General features: G+C 62.2%; 17 protein-coding genes and 1 riboswitch. Of the genes, 9 read left to right on the plus strand and 8 right to left on the minus strand.

Annotated elements, in window-relative coordinates; genetic code table 11:
- The first annotated feature begins 223 nt into the window (after window positions 1–223).
- Together ACB028_RS14535 and gbpA are read left to right on the plus strand one after the other, a co-directional pair.
- A complete protein-coding gene (locus ACB028_RS14535) occupies window positions 224–1912 on the plus strand; it encodes a methyl-accepting chemotaxis protein (RefSeq protein WP_371144584.1) in 1689 nt (562 codons plus the stop codon).
- A 265-nt stretch (window positions 1913–2177) separates the two neighbouring features.
- Window positions 2178–2262, plus strand: a riboswitch (cyclic di-GMP riboswitch).
- 64 nt (window positions 2263–2326) lie between these two features.
- On the plus strand, window positions 2327–3751 hold the full coding sequence (gbpA, locus tag ACB028_RS14540) for an N-acetylglucosamine-binding protein GbpA (RefSeq protein WP_371144585.1): 1425 nt from the start codon (window positions 2327–2329) through the stop codon (window positions 3749–3751).
- A 61-nt stretch (window positions 3752–3812) separates the two neighbouring features.
- Here the strand turns inward: gbpA and cbl are convergent, their stop codons facing one another.
- The 6 genes from cbl to ACB028_RS14570 form a co-directional block, all read right to left on the minus strand.
- Entirely contained in the window at window positions 3813–4760 is a 948-nt protein-coding gene (gene cbl / locus ACB028_RS14545) for an HTH-type transcriptional regulator Cbl (RefSeq protein WP_371144586.1), read from the minus strand.
- A 96-nt stretch (window positions 4761–4856) separates the two neighbouring features.
- Window positions 4857–5924, minus strand: coding sequence for a sulfate/molybdate ABC transporter ATP-binding protein (locus ACB028_RS14550; protein WP_371144587.1), 1068 nt, complete (start codon window positions 5922–5924; stop codon window positions 4857–4859).
- Between the two features lie 22 nt (window positions 5925–5946).
- Window positions 5947–6837, minus strand: coding sequence for a sulfate ABC transporter permease subunit CysW (gene cysW / locus ACB028_RS14555; RefSeq protein ID WP_216993130.1), 891 nt, complete (start codon window positions 6835–6837; stop codon window positions 5947–5949).
- Complete coding sequence (gene cysT, locus ACB028_RS14560; protein ID WP_216993131.1) at window positions 6834–7673, minus strand: sulfate ABC transporter permease subunit CysT; 840 nt, start codon at window positions 7671–7673, stop codon at window positions 6834–6836. The genes cysW and cysT overlap by 4 nt, the downstream gene beginning before the upstream one ends.
- A gap of 260 nt (window positions 7674–7933) precedes the next feature.
- The gene (locus ACB028_RS14565) at window positions 7934–8509 is read right to left on the minus strand and encodes an alpha/beta hydrolase (protein ID WP_216993132.1); all 576 of its coding nucleotides are present in this window, start codon (window positions 8507–8509) and stop codon (window positions 7934–7936) included.
- Between the two features lie 53 nt (window positions 8510–8562).
- Window positions 8563–9561, minus strand: a complete 999-nt coding sequence (locus ACB028_RS14570; protein WP_371144588.1) for a sulfate ABC transporter substrate-binding protein — start codon at window positions 9559–9561, stop codon at window positions 8563–8565.
- Window positions 9562–9769: 208 nt separating this feature from the next.
- Between ACB028_RS14570 and ACB028_RS14575 the strand changes: the two genes are divergently transcribed.
- The 4 genes from ACB028_RS14575 to ACB028_RS14590 all read left to right on the plus strand — a co-directional run bounded on the left by ACB028_RS14575 (window position 9770) and on the right by ACB028_RS14590 (window position 12367).
- A complete protein-coding gene (locus ACB028_RS14575) occupies window positions 9770–11032 on the plus strand; it encodes an MgtC/SapB family protein (RefSeq protein ID WP_342018336.1) in 1263 nt (420 codons plus the stop codon).
- 77 nt (window positions 11033–11109) lie between these two features.
- Window positions 11110–11700 (plus strand): sugar O-acetyltransferase, encoded by a 591-nt coding sequence (locus ACB028_RS14580; protein ID WP_371144589.1) that lies wholly within the window; start codon window positions 11110–11112, stop codon window positions 11698–11700.
- Window positions 11697–12032: a DUF1294 domain-containing protein gene (locus ACB028_RS14585; RefSeq protein WP_026458094.1), complete on the plus strand. Its 336-nt coding sequence runs from the start codon at window positions 11697–11699 to the stop codon at window positions 12030–12032. Before ACB028_RS14580 ends, ACB028_RS14585 begins: the two co-directional genes overlap by 4 nt.
- Window positions 12033–12154: 122 nt before the next feature.
- Window positions 12155–12367: a hypothetical protein gene (locus ACB028_RS14590; RefSeq protein WP_268855666.1), complete on the plus strand. Its 213-nt coding sequence runs from the start codon at window positions 12155–12157 to the stop codon at window positions 12365–12367.
- A gap of 69 nt (window positions 12368–12436) precedes the next feature.
- On the opposite strand, the gene yrfG is transcribed toward ACB028_RS14590, so the two are convergent.
- Window positions 12437–13105, minus strand: a complete 669-nt coding sequence (gene yrfG, locus ACB028_RS14595; RefSeq protein WP_371144590.1) for a GMP/IMP nucleotidase — start codon at window positions 13103–13105, stop codon at window positions 12437–12439.
- Window positions 13106–13251: 146 nt separating this feature from the next.
- On the opposite strand from yrfG, the gene nudE reads away from it, so the two are divergent.
- The 3 genes from nudE (at window position 13252) to ACB028_RS14610 (ending at window position 16397) form a co-directional block, all read left to right on the plus strand.
- A complete protein-coding gene (gene nudE, locus ACB028_RS14600; protein ID WP_216993136.1) occupies window positions 13252–13860 on the plus strand; it encodes an ADP compounds hydrolase NudE in 609 nt (202 codons plus the stop codon).
- A 41-nt stretch (window positions 13861–13901) separates the two neighbouring features.
- Window positions 13902–14723: a 3'(2'),5'-bisphosphate nucleotidase CysQ gene (cysQ, locus tag ACB028_RS14605; RefSeq protein ID WP_371144591.1), complete on the plus strand. Its 822-nt coding sequence runs from the start codon at window positions 13902–13904 to the stop codon at window positions 14721–14723.
- A 402-nt stretch (window positions 14724–15125) separates the two neighbouring features.
- Window positions 15126–16397 carry an aromatic amino acid transport family protein gene (locus ACB028_RS14610; protein WP_371144592.1) on the plus strand — a complete coding sequence of 424 codons (1272 nt, stop codon included), beginning with the start codon at window positions 15126–15128 and terminating at the stop codon, window positions 16395–16397.
- Window positions 16398–16459: 62 nt separating this feature from the next.
- Here the strand turns inward: ACB028_RS14610 and ACB028_RS14615 are convergent, their stop codons facing one another.
- Window positions 16460–16798, minus strand: a complete 339-nt coding sequence (locus tag ACB028_RS14615; protein WP_026457224.1) for a tRNA-binding protein — start codon at window positions 16796–16798, stop codon at window positions 16460–16462.
- Between the last annotated feature and the right edge of the window lie 205 nt (window positions 16799–17003).

The raw sequence follows: 17003 nt of genomic DNA on the forward strand, positions 1-17003 counted from the left end.
CCATCTCATTCATATGTGTTGGCAAATAATGCGCCGGGATGCGCATAAACAAGCTACCAAAAAGTGGGGAGAGCTGTCTGCTGACTATACTGTTGTTGAAATACTCAATTAGCTCTCGCTAGCGGCAAGCTTTTGAAAGTTAATTAAATGTTAACTGCAAAATAATCTGGAGCACGGGAGTGGCTGGACACAGCCAGACCCATAAGGAAATCAGGGAGATACCATGTTCAAGCTCGGTGATATCGCCGTGAGCCGCAAATTGATGCTGCTGCTCACCTTGGCGCTGGCCGGTTTTATCGCACTGCTGCTGATCTCGGCCAGTGCCCTGCATCGCAACCTGATGAGTGAACGGGAGGCGCGGCTGCAGGCGGTGCTGGATCTCGCCATGAGCCGGATCCAGGCCCTCGCCACCAGCCTGCCTGCCGACCAGGCACAAGCCGAGGCCAGGGCCATGCTCAACAGCATGCGTTTCGATGGCGACAACTACCTGTTCGTGATCGATGAGACCCGCCACATCATCGTCCACCCTGCCAAGCCGGAACTGGTCGGCCAGCAGATGGGGGAACAGCGCGCAGCACATACGGAGGACCACTGGCAGCGCATGGTGGATCTCGGCAAGGGGGGGCATCAGGGTCGGCTGGAATATCTCTGGGCATCCCCTTCCGGCGAGTCCGCCCGCAAGATGTCGCTGGTCGCCGGCTACCAGCCCTGGGGCTGGATCCTAGGCTCCGGCATCCTGTTGCAAGACATAGAAGCGACCATCTGGTCCCAGTATGAGTTGATGGGGGGCGCGACCCTGCTGGCTACCCTGCTGATGGGCCTGCTGGGATTTGCCATCAGCCGCTCCATCGTCAATCCCCTCACCCGGATCAATCACGCCATGCAGCGGGTCGCCAAGGGGGATCTGGTGGTCAGCATCCCGGTTGAGGGCAAGGATGAGCTGGGGATGGTAGCACACTGTACCAACCAGGGTCTGGATGCCATCCGCCACGCCCTGCTCGAGGCGAGCCTGGGGGCCCGCAACGTGGCGGATGCCGCCCTGCGCATCGCGGCCTCCGCCGAGCAGACCAACCAGGCAGTGACCAGCCAGCGGGATCAACTGGCCCAGCTTGCCACTGCCATGAACGAAATGAGCGCCACCATCTCGGATGTGGCGGGTCACGCCGAAAATACCGCCCGCGATACCCAGGATGCCACCAGCGAAGCCGGCCTCGGCAATCAGGACGTACACGCCAGCGTGCACGGCATCCAGGCGCTGGCGACCGAGGTGGAGCAGGCCACCCTGCAGGTCAATCAGCTCAAGGAGGGGGTGATGCAGATAGGCGAGGTGACCGCCGTCATCAGCGCCATCTCGGAGCAGACCAATCTGCTGGCCCTCAACGCCGCCATCGAGGCTGCCCGGGCCGGCGAACAGGGGCGCGGGTTTGCCGTGGTCGCCGACGAGGTGCGCCAGCTGGCGAGCCGTACCCGCCAGTCCACCGAAGAGATCCAGAGCACCATTGCCCAGTTGCAACAGCGGGCGGTGAGTGCGGCCGACGCCATGGACACCAGCCGCAAGCTGGCAGAGAGCAGCGTCAACCAGTCCGAGAAGGCAGGCCAGGATCTCTCCCTCATCGTCAACCACATCCAGCACGTGAGCGACATGGCGACCCAGATCGCCACCGCCGCCGAACAGCAGAGCATGGTGGCCGAAGACATGAACCGCAACGTCAGCGGCATCAACGACTCGGCGCTGGAGATGTCGCAGTCTGCCTCCCAGCTGGCTCAGGAGAGCGAGCTGCTGGCCGGTCTCTCCCGCAGCCTGGACGAACGACTCGCCGTATTCAAACTCGGCCACACCAGCGAACAGAGTCCGTTGCCCATGCAGATGCCGTCACCGCGCCAGAACGAATCCCCCCGGGTTCGCCACTGATCCGTCTTGCACTGTCGCACCTCATCCCCTGACCACGAAGGTGGCAGGGGATTTTTTTATTGATGAAAAATGCCAAATTTTCGCATCTTATCGACAGGATTGGCGATCTTAAGAAGACCAGGATGATTATTTATACATTTAAAAACATATAGTTGAGTGAAAAACCAACACCAGAAAGGTCAAGCTGTAAAGATTTACACTTAATAATTTAATCAAAATTAGTCATGATAATTTTGTCGCCAAACGCGACACCATGACCCTTTCTGTAGTCATTTGGCAAACTGGCTGAAAAGTCAGGACGCAAAACTTCCGGTCTAAAGACGTTCGTCCAGGATAGCGGGGTTGCCACACCCAGGTGTGCCCGGGGATTCCCCTGCCAACGTGACTGCCCACATCGACCGATCAGAGGAATGTATGGCAGCAACCATCCGATTCAACCACCTCGCCGCCGCCCTGACGCTGCTCGCCAGCGGCAGCGTGCTGGCCCACGGCTACATCAGCCAGCCGGAATCGCGCAACGCCCTGTGCAAGACCGGCGGCAACAGCCAGTGCGGCGCCGTGCAGTGGGAACCACAGAGCCTGGAGGCCTCCTCCGGCTTCCCGGACGGCGGCCCGGCAGATGGGCAGATTGCTGCCGCCGGCCATCCGCAGTTTGGCGAACTCAACGCCCAGACCAGCGATCGCTGGACCCGCCGCGACGTACAGGCCGGCCCCTTCGCCATCAGCTGGACCTTCACCGCCAACCATGTGACCCGCAACTGGCGTTACTACCTGACCAAACAGGAGTGGAACCCGAACCAACCGCTGACTCGCGACGCCTTCGAGCTCACCCCCTTCTGCGTCATCGACGGCAACATGGTGCAACCGCCCAAGCAGGTCACCCACCAGTGCATCCTGCCGGAGCGCACCGGTTACCAGATCATTCTCGGGGTGTGGGAAGTGGGTGATACCGCCAACAGCTTCTACAACCTGATCGATGCCAACTTCAAGGGCGGTACCCAGCCACCGCTGGCGTGGAACCAGGGCGGCACCATCTACCCCTCCATCGATCTGGCGGCCGGCGACAAGGCCAGAACCCGGGTGTTCGATGCCAACGGCGAGCGCACCGATCTGCAGACCGAGCTGACCATCGCCAGCGCGGAACAAGGCCAGAAGAACAATTGGGCCCACGCCCTGGCCGGCAAGATCAACGCCGAGCAGAGCCTGATCCGTGCCGGCCAGCAGGGCTCTGACGGCCAATTCAACCCTGTCTACGGCCAGAACCCCGTCTACCTCAAGGCGGGCGGCGCTCTGGAGCGGGTCGAGATCCAGCTCGAGCAGTTGCAGCCGCCGGTTGGCAACGACATCAGCGTCAGCGGTCTGGCGAGCGAATACCAGCTCGACAACGGCAAGGCGATCCTCGACTTCACTATCACCGCCCAGGGCGATCTGACCGTCACCAATACCCTGTATGACCATGGTGGCGTCGCCAAAGGCCAGTCCAGCGCCGACATCAAAGACAGCAGCCAGGGTTTCACCATGACTCTGGAAGGGCTGAGTGCCGGTCACCACCAACTGGTGATCAAGGGTACCCCGAAAAATGGCGGTACCCCGCTCCAGCAGACTCTGGATCTGATGTTCAAGGATCCCGCTGCCGGCGGCGCTCATGACTTCACCTTTCCGGAGGGGCTCAAGTCCTACACCGACGGCACCAGGGTGCTGCAACCCAAGAACGGCAAGGTCTACCAGTGCAAACCCTTCCCCTACAGTGGCTGGTGTAGCCAGTGGGCTGCCAACGCGACCCAGTATGAGCCGGGCACCGGTTCCCACTGGCAGGATGCCTGGATTGAGTTGAACTAATCGTTTCACTACGACATGAAAACGGGGAGCCAGTGGCTCCCCGTTTGGTCTGGTGACAGGCTCAGATCTGGTAATCGATCTGGGGCTCGCCGCCCATGGCACGGGCCTGGATGTCGGCCAGCGCCAGCTCGGGGTTGCAGAGCTGGATGAATTGCCAGGCGAAATTGTGCTGGAACTGCCCCTGCTTGAGGCCAATCCAGGCGGTGTGCGGCGCAAACAGATGGCTGCCGTCGAGTTGCGCCAAGGTGTGATCGCGCTGGGCATCGAACGCCATGTCCGCCAATATGCCGACCCCCATCTCCAACTCGACATAAGTCTTGATGACATCCGAATCCTGGGCGGTCAGCAGGATCTGTGGCGTGATCCCCGCCTCGGCGAACGCTTCGTCCACTCGCACCCGCCCGGTCAGCCCCGCCTGATAGGTGATGATGGGCCAGTCGGCCAGCGCCGCCAGGGTCAGTTCGGACTCTTGCGAGAGGGGATGGCGCTCCGGCACCACTATGTTGTGATGCCAGCGATAGTAGGGAAAGGCCACCACCCCTTCGCTCCTGTCGAGCTGCTCGCTGCTGATGCCGATGTCCACCTCGCCGGTCTGCACCAGGCGCACTATCTCTTCCGGCCCTCCCTGACGCAGCTCCAGCTGTACCAGCGGAAACTGTTCGCGAAACGCCTTCACCACCCGGGGCAGGGCGTAACGGGCCTGGGTATGGGTGGTCGCCACCAGCAGGCGTCCGGAATCGCGGTTGGCAAAGGTACTGGCCAGTTTGCGGATGTTCTCGGCATCCCCGAGGATGCGCTCGGCGATCACCAGCAGCTCCTTGCCCGGCTCCGTCATGCCGAGCAGCCGCTTGCCGTAGCGGATAAAGAGTTCCACCCCCAGCTCCTCCTCCAGCTCGCGAATATGGCGGCTGACTCCGGACTGGGAGGTGAACAGGGCATTGGCCACTTCGGTCAGGTTGTAATCCCGCCGGGCCGCCTCTCGGATAATGCGTAACTGCTGAAAGTTCACTCATCGCCTCCTGCGTCGAGTCGCGGCGGTGTTCACCGCCATGCGTTGTGGGTGATGCGGACAGGCCGATGACTCGCACCCAGCCTGGATAGCCCCTCAAATCTGGTAATCGGGGTAGAAGTGCGCCTGTCTGGCTACCAGCCGTACCTCCTGGCCCGGCGTAAAATGGCTGGCCGCCTCCTTGCCAAGTTCTACCTCGTAGTGGACGCCCCGACTCTCTCCCTCGCCACGCAGCTCCACCCGGATGCGCGGCCCCATAGGCAGCAGCCGGGTGATGGTGGCGCTGATACCGCCGCTGGCCTGTGCCGGCAGAATCTCCAGCTCGTGGGGACGCACATAGGCGATGGCGGCACTGCCCGGTGCCAGATGGGCGGTCGAGGGGCCGCCGAGCAACTGCTCGCCGATGCCGAACCCCTGTTCGGCCACCCGACCGCGGAACTGGTTCACGCTGCCGAGAAAGCTGTGGACGAAGGCGCTGGCGGGATGGTCATAGACCTCGGCCGGGGTGCCGATCTGCTCGACCCGGCCGGCGTTCATCAGCACCACCCGATCCGCCACCTCCAGCGCCTCCTCCTGATCGTGGGTGACGAACAGGCTGGTGACGTGCAACTCGTCGTGCAACTCCCGCAACCAGCGGCGCAGCTCCTTGCGCACCTGGGCGTCGAGGGCGCCGAAGGGCTCATCCAGCAACAGCACCCTGGGCTGCACCGCCAGGGCACGGGCCAGGGCGACCCGCTGACGCTGGCCGCCGGAAAGCTGGGTCGGGTAGCGCTCGGCCACGTGGCCAAGCTGAACCAGATCCAGCAGCTCCCTGACCCGGGCACGGATGGCCACCTCGCCCGGGCGTTCGTTGCGCGGCCTGACCCGCAGGCCGAATGCCACGTTCTCGAACACCGTCATGTGGCGAAACAGGGCGTAGTGCTGGAACACGAAGCCGACGTTGCGCTCGCGCACATTCAGCGCCGAGGCATCCTCGCCACGGATAATGATCCGGCCAGCGTCGGCCTGCTCCAGCCCGGCGATGATCCGCAGCAAGGTGGTTTTGCCGCAGCCGGAGGGGCCCAGCAGGGCCACCAGCTCACCATCGTGAAAATCGAGGTTGATGTCGGCCAGTGCCGCGTGCTGGCTGAAATGCTTGTTGAGTCCTTGCACCTGAATGCTCATGGCTGCCTCCTTGAAACTGTGATCAGTGAGAGTGGGTGGGTTGGCCACGCAGCCGGGCCAGCAGGGTTTCCCCCAGCAGGGTGAAGATCCCGAACAGCGCCAGCAGGCTTGCCACCGCCAAGGCGGCGCCGGTCTGGTACTCGTTGTAGAGGATCTCGATATGCAGCGGCAGGGTGTTGGTCTGGCCGCGAATATGGCCGGAGACCACGGAGACGGCACCAAACTCCCCCACTGCCCGGGCGGTACAGAGCAGCACACCGTACATCAGGCTCCAGCGAATCCCGGGCAGGGTGACCCGCCAGAACATCTGCAATCCGTTCGCTCCCAGCATGATGGCGGCCTCCTCCTCTTCCGGGCCGCGCGTCTCCATCTGGGGCAGCAGCTCGCGCACCACGAAGGGCACAGTGATGAAGGTGGTGGCCAGAATGATGCCCGGGGTGGCGAAGATGATCTTGATGTCGTGCTCACTGAGCCAGTCGCCAAACCAGCCGTGGCTGCCAAACAGCAGCACCAGCATCAGACCCGCAATCACCGGCGAGACCGAAAACGGTAGATCGATGAGGGTGACGAGCAGCTGCCGGCCCGGGAAACGGAAACGGGCGATGGCCCAGGCAGCCGCGAGGCCGAACAGCAGGTTGAGCGGCACGGCGAACAGGGTCACCAGGGCAGTCAGCCCAAGGGCGCTCAGGGCATCCGGCTCGCTGATGGCCCGCCAGAAAAATGCCAGACCAGGGCTCAGCGCCTGGATAAAAACGGTCACCAGCGGCAGCAGCAACAGGGCGGCAAACCAGCCCAACCCCAGGGTGATGAGCAGCAACTTGACCCACTGCGGCTCGCGGATCACCGGCGGCGCCTTGCGCTGGGCTTCTGCCACCACGGGGGCGATATCCATGGCGATGGTCGATGCATTCATATCCGGCTCCCTCCGATGCGGGCCCAGCTCAAGGCCTGCAACTTGTTGATAAGCAGCAATAAAACAAAAGAGATCAGCAGCATGACCACGGCGATGGCGGAGGCGCCGGCGTAGTCGTACTCCTCCAGGTGGCTCATGATCATCAGGGGCGCGATTTCAGAGACCATGGGCAGGTTGCCGGCGATAAAGATGACGGAGCCGTACTCCCCCACGCCACGGGCAAACGCCAGCGCAAAGCCGGTGAGCAGGGCCGGCACCAGGGTCGGCCACAGCACATGCAGGAAGGTCTGCCAGCGATCGGCCCCCAGGCTGGCGGCCGCCTCTTCCTGTTCTGCTTCGGCCTCCCGCAGCACGGGTTGCAGGGTGCGCACCACGAACGGCAGACCGATAAAGGTGAGGGCGATGACCACCCCGATGGGGTTGTAGGCAAGCTCAATGCCGAGCGGGGCAACCCACTGACCGATCCAGCCATTGGGGGCGAAGATGGCGCACAGGGCGATGCCGGATACCGCGGTGGGCATGGCGAATGGCAGGTCGATCAGCGCATCCACCAGACGGCGGCCGGGGAAGGTGTAACGCACCAGCACCCAGGCCAGGATCAGGCCGAACAGGCTGTTGAGCAGCGCCGCGACAAACGCCGCCCCGAAACTCAGGCGAAAGGAGGCCAGCACCCGGGGCGACCCTATCACCTGCCAGAACTCGGCAGCGGTCAAGTTATTCAGCGCAAACAGCACCAGTGCCGAGAGGGGCAGCAGTACCAGCAACCCCAGATAGAGCAGACTGAAGCCGAGGGTCTGGCCAAAGCCAGGCAGAACAGAATAAGAACCAAATCGCATAACAAATCCATGTGTTATAAATTAATTTCGACATAGTGATTCTGCTGGCTCTCATTTCCCGTCACAAACACCAATAACACCTTTGCTAATCACTTTTTTGTCTAACAGCGTGAAAACAGGGAGTTGCGGGCAACCCAGATAAAAAAGGTCTTTCATATCAACAAAAGACCTGAAAAATGGAGCCTTGTGCAATTGAACCAGTGAACAAAATCAGACAGTTATCATCTCGATCTCCATCCCTCCCCGTTGTCATCCAACCATCAGCGAAACCCCAGTGCCGGACACCCTTTCCACGCCACCGGAGCCGGTTCGATCACCATCTCGGCCCGACGGTGGAGGTTGCCGAGCAGATGTAGTCCCTGATGCCACTCCCCGTGGCCGGACTGGGCATTGATATGACCCGCCTCACCGGCATCAAACAGCGGCACCTGCCACTGCTGGCTCCAGTGTTCGGCCCGCTCGAAACTCATCCAGGGATCGTTGCGGCTGGCCACCATCTGGGCCGACACCAGCAGGGGGCCGGCCAGTCGCTCGTCTGCAATGCCGAAACGGGTCGGATCGGCCGGCGCCACCAGCAGGATGGAGGCGATCTTGTGGGGTTGCAGCCGGGCGGCGGCAATGGCGGTCAGGGCGCCGAAGGAGTGGGCCACCAGGTGCACCCGGCCGCGACGGCTTTTGAGCTTGCTCGCCAGCTTGGCGCTCCAGACCGTCAGGTTCGGCTTGTCCCACGGCAACCCCCTCATGCGCTGCCAGTGGGGAAAGTGCAGGTGCCAGCGGCTTTGCCAGTGATCCGGCCCGCTATCGTGCAAACCGGGAACCAGGAGGATCTTGTCCATCTTGTTACTCCTATCCGTTGGCGCTTGCCAGTGAGTGATGGGGAACGTGCCGCTCAGCGGCCCGGCTGGTAAATCTGGTCGAACAGGCCCCCCTGGGCGAAGTGCTTCTGCTGGGCCTTGTTCCAATCCCCTTCCAGCTCCTTGACGGTAAACAGGGTCAGTTTCGGGAACTGGGCGACCGTCTCCTTGAGGATCGCCGGATTGCTGGGGCGATAGTGATACTTGGCGATGATCCGCTGCCCCTCGTCGGAGTAGAGGTGCTTCAGGTAGCCCTTGGCCACCGCCTCCGTGCCGTGCTTGCTGGCCACCTTGTCCACCACCGCCACCGGCGGCTCGGCCAGGATGGAGACCGACGGCACCACCAGCTCGAACTTGTCGCGGTTGCCGGCCTGGCCAAGCACCAGCAGGGCTTCGTTCTCCCACGCCAGCAACACGTCGCCAAGGCCCCGCTCGATAAAGCTGGTGGTAGCGCCACGGGCGCCGGAGTCCAGCACCTTCACATTTTTGAAGAGATTGCCGACGAACTGCCTGGCCCCCTCTTCACTGCCGCTCTGCTTCAGGGCATAGCCCCAGGCGGCCAGATAGTTCCAGCGCGCCCCGCCGGAAGTCTTGGGATTGGGGGTGACGATGGCCACATCCTTGCGCACCAGATCCCCCCAATCCTTGATCTGCTTGGGATTGCCCTTGCGCACCAGGAAGACGATGGTGGAGGTGTAGGGGGCGGCGTTGTTGGCCAGGCGGCTCTGCCAGTCAGCGGCGATCAGCCCCGTCTTGGCAATGGCATCGACGTCATAGGCCAGTGCCAGCGAGACGACGTCCGCTTCCAGTCCGTCCACCACGGCGCGGGCCTGCTTGCCGGAACCACCGTGGGACTGGCTCACCACCAGGTCGTCACCGGTTTTCGCCTTCCACTCTTTGGCGAAGGCGGCGTTGTACTCCTGAAACAGTTCGCGGGTCGGATCGTAGGAGACGTTGAGCAGGCGGATCTCGGCGGCCCCCGCCTGGAAGGCCAGCAGAGAGAAGATTGTCAGGGCGGTCGTTCGCAGTGTCATGGTGATGCTCCTTATCGTTGGGTTAAGGACAGCATGCCGCGAAGCAGTTATGCCAAGAAGAAAGAAATAACGCTTTGCTTATCTCTTTTACTCATATAAATCCCCCAAAGGGCGTCATTCGTACACTCTGTGAGCCAGACCCCTCTGCCCGTCAGCCGGCTGTGCCATCATGGGAGCAAGGCAGACACAGGGCGAAAAGGAGGTCGTTATGTGGATCAACGCAGAACCGGTCAATGGCGCCCTGGTGTCGCTGGCCATCGGTCTTATCATCGGGCTGGAGCGCGGCTGGCAGGTGCGCCAGCTGGGGGACAACCAGCGCATCGCAGGGATGCGGACCTACGGCCTCATCGGCCTGCTCGGCGGGGTCTGTGCCCTGCTGCTGCCGACCCTTGGCCCCTGGCTGCCGCTGCTTGGCCTGCTGGCGGTAGTGATTGGCTGCGGTCTCTCGGTCTGGCTGGCCCAGCGCTGGCAGGGGGAGTTCGGCCTCACCAGCTCGGCAGCCATGCTGCTCACCTATCTGCTGGGCCTGATGTCGGTGCTGCTGAGCCCGAGCGAGGCGGTGGCCTGCGCCGTACTGGCGGCCCTGCTGATGGGGCTCAAGGGCAAGATCCAGCAGGGCATGCTGTTTTTGAGCGAGACCGAATTTCACGCCACCCTGCGCTTTTTGCTCATCTCCCTGGTACTGCTGCCGGTGCTGCCCAACGAGGAGATAGGGCCCCTCGATGCCTTCAACCCCTTCAAGATCTGGCTGATGGTGGTGATCATCGCGGGCATCTCGTTTTGCGGCCACTTCGCGGTGCGCCTGCTCGGTACCCGAGCCGGGCTGGTGCTCACCAGCATGCTGGCAGGGCTCGCCTCCTCCACCGCCCTCACCCTGCAGTTTGCCCGCCTCAACAAGGAGCAGGGCGGGCTGGAGCGGCTGCTGGCTACCGGCATACTGCTGGCGGGGGCCACCATGTGGCTGCGGTTGCTGGTGCTGGTGCTGCTGATCCACAACGAGCTGGCGCTGCGCCTCGCCGCCCCTCTGCTGCTGCTGGCGGTCACCGTCTACGGCTTCGCGTTCTGGTTCTGGCGCCAGCGCGAGGAGCTGACCGACGGCCCGGTGCAGCCACAGACCAGCAACCCGCTGGATCTCGCCACCGCCATCAAGTTCGGCCTGCTGCTGGCGCTCATCGGCTTCATGGCTACTTTCCTGCAAAGCAAGGTGGGCAACTCCGGGGTCTATCTGCTGGCACTGGTCTCGGGGATCACCGACGTGGACGCCATCACCCTCTCCCTCTCCCAGCTCTCCCACAAGGAGCTGGCGCTGGAGGTGGCAGCCCGCGGCATCCTGCTCGCCGGGCTGGTCAACTCGCTGGTGAAGGGGCTGTTGGCACTTGGCATCGGCGGTCGCAGGCTGGGGCTGCGGGTGCTGCTCCCCTACTTCATCTCGGCCCTGCTGATCCTGCCGCTCATCTGGCCCGGCACCTGATCTTGCAGCAAGTGACAGCCTGACGCCCCAGCGCCGGTCACGTATACTGGCCTCTCTTGCATATTGTGGAGGTAAACATGGCAAGCGACTGGGACAAGGTTCTGGCGGGGGGCGCCCTCGACAGCCAGAGCCAGGAGATAGCGAACGACCGGATCCGTGGTCAGGCGCTGCTGGCCGAGCTCAACGCCTCTTCGGCCGGCGACGAGGCCCTGCGACAGCGATTGTGCCGCGAGCTGTTCGGTCACTGCCCCGACTCCTGCTGGATCAGCACTCCCTTCACCTGTGAATTCGGCCGCAATATCCACATCGGCGAGAAGACCTTCTTCAACTTCAACGTCACCATACTCGACGTGGGTGAAGTGCATATCGGCAGCCATGTGCTGCTGGCCCCCAACGTGCAGATCTACACCGCCACCCACACCATGAACTACCTGGAGCGGCGCAACTGGGCCGCCTACAACAAACCGGTACACATTGGCGATGACTGCTGGATCGGTGGCGGTGCCATCATCTGCCCCGGCGTCACCATAGGACCCCGCTCCATCATAGGGGCCGGCGCCGTGGTGACCCGCGACATTCCGGCCGACTCGGTGGCCGTGGGCAATCCGGCCCGGGTGATCCGCACCCTCGAGCAGGACGAAGAGCGCTGCTGGGAGCTGGCCCAATGATGGCGCTGGCCCTGCTGCCGCTCGGCTCGGCCCTGTGGCTCGGTCTCGACGGCCAACAGTGGTGGCCGCTGGCGGTGCTGCTGGTAATGAGTATGCTGACCGTGGCCGCCTACGCCTGGGACAAGCGCCAGGCGGTGCGCGGCGAGTGGCGCATTCCCGAATCCCGCCTCCACCTGCTGGAGCTGTGCGGTGGCTGGCCCGGTGCCCTGGTGGCCCGCCAGTGGCTGCGTCACAAGACCCAAAAGCGCAGCTACCGGCTGGTGTTCTGGTTTATCGTGCTGCTGCACATCACCCTGTGGGGGCTCTGGATCGGCAGGCCACTCTGGCAATAAGGCATCTATTGCTACCGCCATCACAAAGGGAGTCTGCGCCCCGTTGCGACGGACTGGTGACTGTGAGAAAACGGGGTGATCCCATTCAGTGATCGCCGTTAATGACGACAAGGAGTCGTGACATGACCATGTGGACAGGCATAGTCCTGATCGTGTTTATCAGCGTGCTGTTTGGCTATCTCGGCAAGCGGGCCCGCTACCAGATGGGGGATGCCCGCATCACGGATCGCCTCGGCAAGCAGGATCAGGTCATCAGGGAGCTGCAGGAGCGGGTGGCCAACCTGGAGGCCATCGTCATCGAAGATGAGAAGCGCCGCCCGTTCAAGGAGCTGTGAAACACTCTCCCCATCCGTCTCCCAAACACAGAGGGCTGCACCATGCAGCCCTCTGTCGTGTTAGTCCGTTCAGACTGCCAGCGGCAACAGCTCGGCGTAATCCCGGATCGCCGGGAAAGCGGTGATCTGCTGTTCGGGCTGGCGGCTGTCCGGATTCTGGATGGCGAGCTGAAAACCGATACCGTAGTCGGCGGCGGCGCGCAGGATCCGCTCGCTGTCATCGACAAACAAGGTGCGGGCCGGATCGAACGCCAGCCGCTGCGCCAGCGCCTGCCAGCAGTGCTGACTCTCCTTCGACCAGCCCAGCTCATGGGTGCTCACCAGTTGATCCAGATGTTCCCCCAATCCGAGCCGCGCATCCTTGACCGACAGGCTGGCCGGATGGGCGTTGGTAAACAGCACCAGTTTTTTGCCTGCCGCCCGCAGCTCGGCCAGAAAGGGGATGGAGTGGGGCCGCCACTGGATCTTCTCCAGGATCTCCTGCTTGAGGGCGCGAATATCCAGCCCCAGGGTCTGGCTCCAGTAATCGACACAGTACCAATTGAGAGTGCCGTTGACGGCGTGGTAGTGCGCGTCTATCCGCTCCCTGGCCTCGGCCAGCGGCAAGCCGTGCTGCTCGGCGTAGCGCTCGGGGACCAGCTGCTGCCACAGGTGGTTGTCGAAATGCAGATCGATCAGGGTACCATCCATATCGAGCAGAACGGTATCTATCTGGTGCCAGGGCAGTCGGGTCGGCATGGGGTCTCCTGAAGCAAGCGTCATGAAAAAAACCGGGGGGCAGTATAACGATTTTTCCATCCCCTTTCGCGCCCTTGTCCCGTGGTGTTCGGGGTGGGAGTCGTTTACTCTTGAAGCACGATTTTTTAACGAGCAGCCCGCGGTCGATGAGCAACCACCACAAGAACAAACCCGAACACATCCGTGTCGAGATCCTGGACCACGACAAACCCAAGCCGGAGATCCTCAAGGCCGAGCTGGTGGCCGAGAGTCGCCTGTTCAAAGTGGAGTCCCTGCACCTGAAATTCACCAATGGCGAGGAGCGGGTCTACGAGCGGATGCGCGGCGGCAACCGGGGTGCCGTCATGGTGGTGCCCTTGTTCGATGCCCACACCCTGCTGCTGGTGCGCGAATACGCGGCGGGCACTCACTCTTACGAGCTCGGCTTTCCCAAGGGGTTGATCGACCCGGGCGAAGACGCCCTGGAGGCGGGCAACCGCGAATTGATGGAGGAGGCTGGCTTTGGTGCCCGCACCCTGATCCCCCTCAAACAGGTGTCGCTGGCACCGGGCTACTTCTCCAGCCGGATGGAGATACTGCTGGCCCGGGATCTCTTCCCCGAGCAGAGGATCGGTGATGAGCCCGAGCCTCTCGAGGTGATCCCCTGGCCGCTGAACCGGATCGACGATTTGCTGGCGCGCCCCGACTTTACCGAGTCGCGCAGCATCTGCGCCCTGCTGCTGGCCCGCAAGTGGCTGGCAGAGCAGGAAAACTAGCCCGCTCGCGGGCATCGGCAATAAAGACAGAGGATAACGAAATGCAGGAGTTGTTGGCCTGGGTGCCAGGGGTCAAGGAGATCGCCCGCGAAGCGGGGCGGATCCTTCACGAAATCTATCACGGCGGTCAGTTCGAGCGTCAGCTGAAGGAGGATGCGACCCCGGTCACCAGTGCCGACCTTGCTGCCGATGCCTACCTCAAACAGGCGCTGTCGGCGCTCACTCCCCATGTGCCTGTGCTGACCGAGGAGGCCGCCGACATCCCCTTCAGCCTGAGATCAAACTGGCGGCAATACTGGCTGGTGGATCCCCTCGACGGCACCGGCGAGTTCATCGCCGGTAGCGGCGACTTCGCCACCCTGATCGCCCTGGTACGGGATAATGTGCCCGTGCTCGGCGTCATCTATGCCCCCGAGTCCGACGTGCTCTACTGGGCGATACGCGGCCATGGCGCCTTCAAGGAGGTTAATGGCGAGGTGTACCCCATCAGCGCCATGCACCACGAGCACGATCAGCCCGACTCGCTGGTGGTGGCCATCAGCCGTCGCCAGAAACTGGAAAACCTGACCCGTCGCCTCAACCCGGCCATCAACTACGAGTTGATCCCGCTCGGCTCCAGCTCCCTCAAATCCTGCCTGGTGGCGGAGGGGGCGGCCGATTGCTACGTGCGGCTCGGACCCACCGGCGAGTGGGATACTGCTGCTGCCCAGTGCATCGTCGAGGCGGCCGGTGGCCGCATCCTCAGCCTGACGCTGCAACCGCTCAGTTACAACGAGACGGAGTCGCTGGAGAACCCTGACTTCATCGTGATGGGGGATCCGGATCTCGCCTGGAACAAGATCCTGGTTCAGCAGCCTGGTTGATATGTCATCGGATAGCGCAAAGAGGCGGCCACCAAGCCGCCTCTTTGCTTGGTGTGATCCGCTGGCTATATCGACAATGGGTAGGGATATCCTCTGGCAAACGGCGAGAATGATAGTGAATCATCACAACCGAATCCGGAGTAGTGGCATGATTTTCATGTAATTCTGAAAACACTCAGTTAGCCGAGACAAAAAATTAATTATGAATGAGAATTCGGATTTATATACCGATATTTTTTACATTTCCAGTTTTACTCAATTTCGCGAACCCGATTCTATTCCCAATTTCACTGGCTTTCGCCCATTATGGTAGTGATATGTTTCACCCCTGCTTTTTGAGAATTAAATCCCAATAAACCACAATAAGCTCAGATTAAAACACTAACAAAAAGTGAATTATCAATGAGTTTATCTGCAGAGGCATCCCGGGAGCTCTCCGGTTCCCACTCAACTCCTGTCACCGTCGGCAGCTGGCGCCGCCACGATACCCACTGGGTCATCAGCCTGTTTGGTACCGCCGTCGGTGCCGGCATCCTGTTTCTGCCCATCAACCTGGGTCTGGGCGGGATCTGGCCCCTGATCATAGTCGCCGTGCTGGCCGGTCCCATGACCTTCCTGGCCCACCGCGGGCTGGCGCGCTTCGTGCTGTCCTCTTCCCGCCCCCACGCCGATTTCACCGATGTGGCCGAGGAGCACTTCGGCAAGATGGCCGGCCGCCTCATCTCGACGCTCTATTTCCTCTCCATCTTCCCGATCCTGCTCATTTACGGCGTGGGACTGACCAACACGGTGGAGAGCTTTATGGTCAACCAACTCGGCATGGCTTCCCCGGATCGGGTGATGCTCTCCGGCATGCTGGTGTTTGCCATGATCGCCGTGATGCTGGCGGGGGAGAAGGCGATGCTGCGGGCCTTTGCCTTCATGGTCTATCCGCTGGCGGCCATACTGGCGGCCCTCTCCTGCTACCTGATCCCCCAGTGGCAGTGGCCACAGATGAGCGCATTTGAGGGCGGCAACTTCCTCAACACCGTCTGGCTGGCGCTGCCGGTGACCGTGTTCGCCTTCAGCCACGCCGCCGCCATCTCGGGCTTTGCCAATGTGCAGCGTCGGGAATATGGCGAGCAGGCCGAGGCCAAGAGCGGTCAGATCCTGCGCAACACCACCGTCATGCTGGTGGGCTTCGTACTCTTCTTCGTCTTCTCCTGCGTGCTGAGCCTCACCCCGGCCCAGCTGGCGCAGGCCAAGGCCCAGAATGTCTCCGTGCTCTCCTATCTCGCCAACATCACCGACAACCCGGTGATCGTGACCCTGGGGCCGCTCATCGCCTTCATCGCCATCAGCTCCTCCTTCCTCGGCCACTTCCTGGGAGCGCGAGAGAGCCTCAAGACCCTGATCGCCAAGCCCACCGGCCTGTCGCTGGCCAGGGCCGACAAGCTGGGCATCGCCCTGATGTTCTTCTCCATCTGGGGTGCGGCCGTGGTCAACCCGGGTATCCTCGGCCTGATGGAGACCCTCTCCGGCCCCGTCATCGCCATGATCCTGTTCATCATGCCGGTAGTGGCCATCTACAAGGTGAAGTCGCTGGCGCGCTTCCGTCACCCTTGGACCAACGGCTTCATCCTGCTGACCGGTTCCCTTGCGGTTTCTGCACTGCTCTTCAGCCTGCTGAAGTAACAGGATGCAGAGAGAAAGAGGCGACCCTGTGGTCGCCTCTTTTGTCTCTGTGTCGCACCGGTTTACCCCAGCCTGGCACCGTTTTCCACCGCCTGCTCCGGGATGGCCATCACCACGGCGCCATCCGCCCGGTAGAAACCGGTCAGCAGAAATTCGGACTGGAAGGGGCCAATCTGTTTGGTCGGGAAGTTCACCACGGCGATGATCTGACGGCCAACCAGCTCCTCTGGCTGGTAGAGATCCGTTATCTGGGCACTGCTCTTGCGCACGCCGAGCTCGGGACCAAAATCCGCCCACACCTTGTAGGCGGGCTTGCGCGCCTCGGGAAAGGGTTCGACCCGCACCAGGGTGCCCACCCGCAACTCCACCATCTCGAAATCCTGCCAGCTTATGGTCTGCATTCCGACTCCTCGTCCCGCCAATGTCTCATGAGACTCAGCATGCCCCGAAACACCAGCCCTTGTCTTCGGCAAACGGCCGCTTCGTGACGGCTGTCGGTCACCGGGCAACACAAGAGAGGAGAGCGCCGGTCAGGCGACAACAAGAGTGGCGGCGAGAGCCAATGTGCGCTGGTAGCGGCGAAGGCGGCAATGGGGGATGGCAGAT

It is taken from the genome of Aeromonas sp. S9(2024) (assembly GCF_041403185.1).
Classification (GTDB): Bacteria; Pseudomonadota; Gammaproteobacteria; order Enterobacterales; family Aeromonadaceae; genus Aeromonas; species Aeromonas enteropelogenes.

Coding starts and splice junctions, on each gene's coding strand:
- ACB028_RS14590 (WP_268855666.1), top strand. CDS start 12,155: ATGACCATGTGGACAGGCATAGTCCTGATCGTGTTTATCAGCGTGCTG.
- cysT (WP_216993131.1), bottom strand. CDS start 7,673: ATGCGATTTGGTTCTTATTCTGTTCTGCCTGGCTTTGGCCAGACCCTC.
- gbpA (WP_371144585.1), top strand. CDS start 2,327: ATGGCAGCAACCATCCGATTCAACCACCTCGCCGCCGCCCTGACGCTG.
- ACB028_RS14575 (WP_342018336.1), top strand. CDS start 9,770: ATGTGGATCAACGCAGAACCGGTCAATGGCGCCCTGGTGTCGCTGGCC.
- ACB028_RS14565 (WP_216993132.1), bottom strand. CDS start 8,509: ATGGACAAGATCCTCCTGGTTCCCGGTTTGCACGATAGCGGGCCGGAT.
- ACB028_RS14610 (WP_371144592.1), top strand. CDS start 15,126: ATGAGTTTATCTGCAGAGGCATCCCGGGAGCTCTCCGGTTCCCACTCA.
- nudE (WP_216993136.1), top strand. CDS start 13,252: ATGAGCAACCACCACAAGAACAAACCCGAACACATCCGTGTCGAGATC.
- ACB028_RS14570 (WP_371144588.1), bottom strand. CDS start 9,561: ATGACACTGCGAACGACCGCCCTGACAATCTTCTCTCTGCTGGCCTTC.
- ACB028_RS14585 (WP_026458094.1), top strand. CDS start 11,697: ATGATGGCGCTGGCCCTGCTGCCGCTCGGCTCGGCCCTGTGGCTCGGT.
- ACB028_RS14550 (WP_371144587.1), bottom strand. CDS start 5,924: ATGAGCATTCAGGTGCAAGGACTCAACAAGCATTTCAGCCAGCACGCG.
- ACB028_RS14580 (WP_371144589.1), top strand. CDS start 11,110: ATGGCAAGCGACTGGGACAAGGTTCTGGCGGGGGGCGCCCTCGACAGC.
- ACB028_RS14615 (WP_026457224.1), bottom strand. CDS start 16,798: ATGCAGACCATAAGCTGGCAGGATTTCGAGATGGTGGAGTTGCGGGTG.
- ACB028_RS14535 (WP_371144584.1), top strand. CDS start 224: ATGTTCAAGCTCGGTGATATCGCCGTGAGCCGCAAATTGATGCTGCTG.
- yrfG (WP_371144590.1), bottom strand. CDS start 13,105: ATGCCGACCCGACTGCCCTGGCACCAGATAGATACCGTTCTGCTCGAT.
- cysQ (WP_371144591.1), top strand. CDS start 13,902: ATGCAGGAGTTGTTGGCCTGGGTGCCAGGGGTCAAGGAGATCGCCCGC.
- cysW (WP_216993130.1), bottom strand. CDS start 6,837: ATGAATGCATCGACCATCGCCATGGATATCGCCCCCGTGGTGGCAGAA.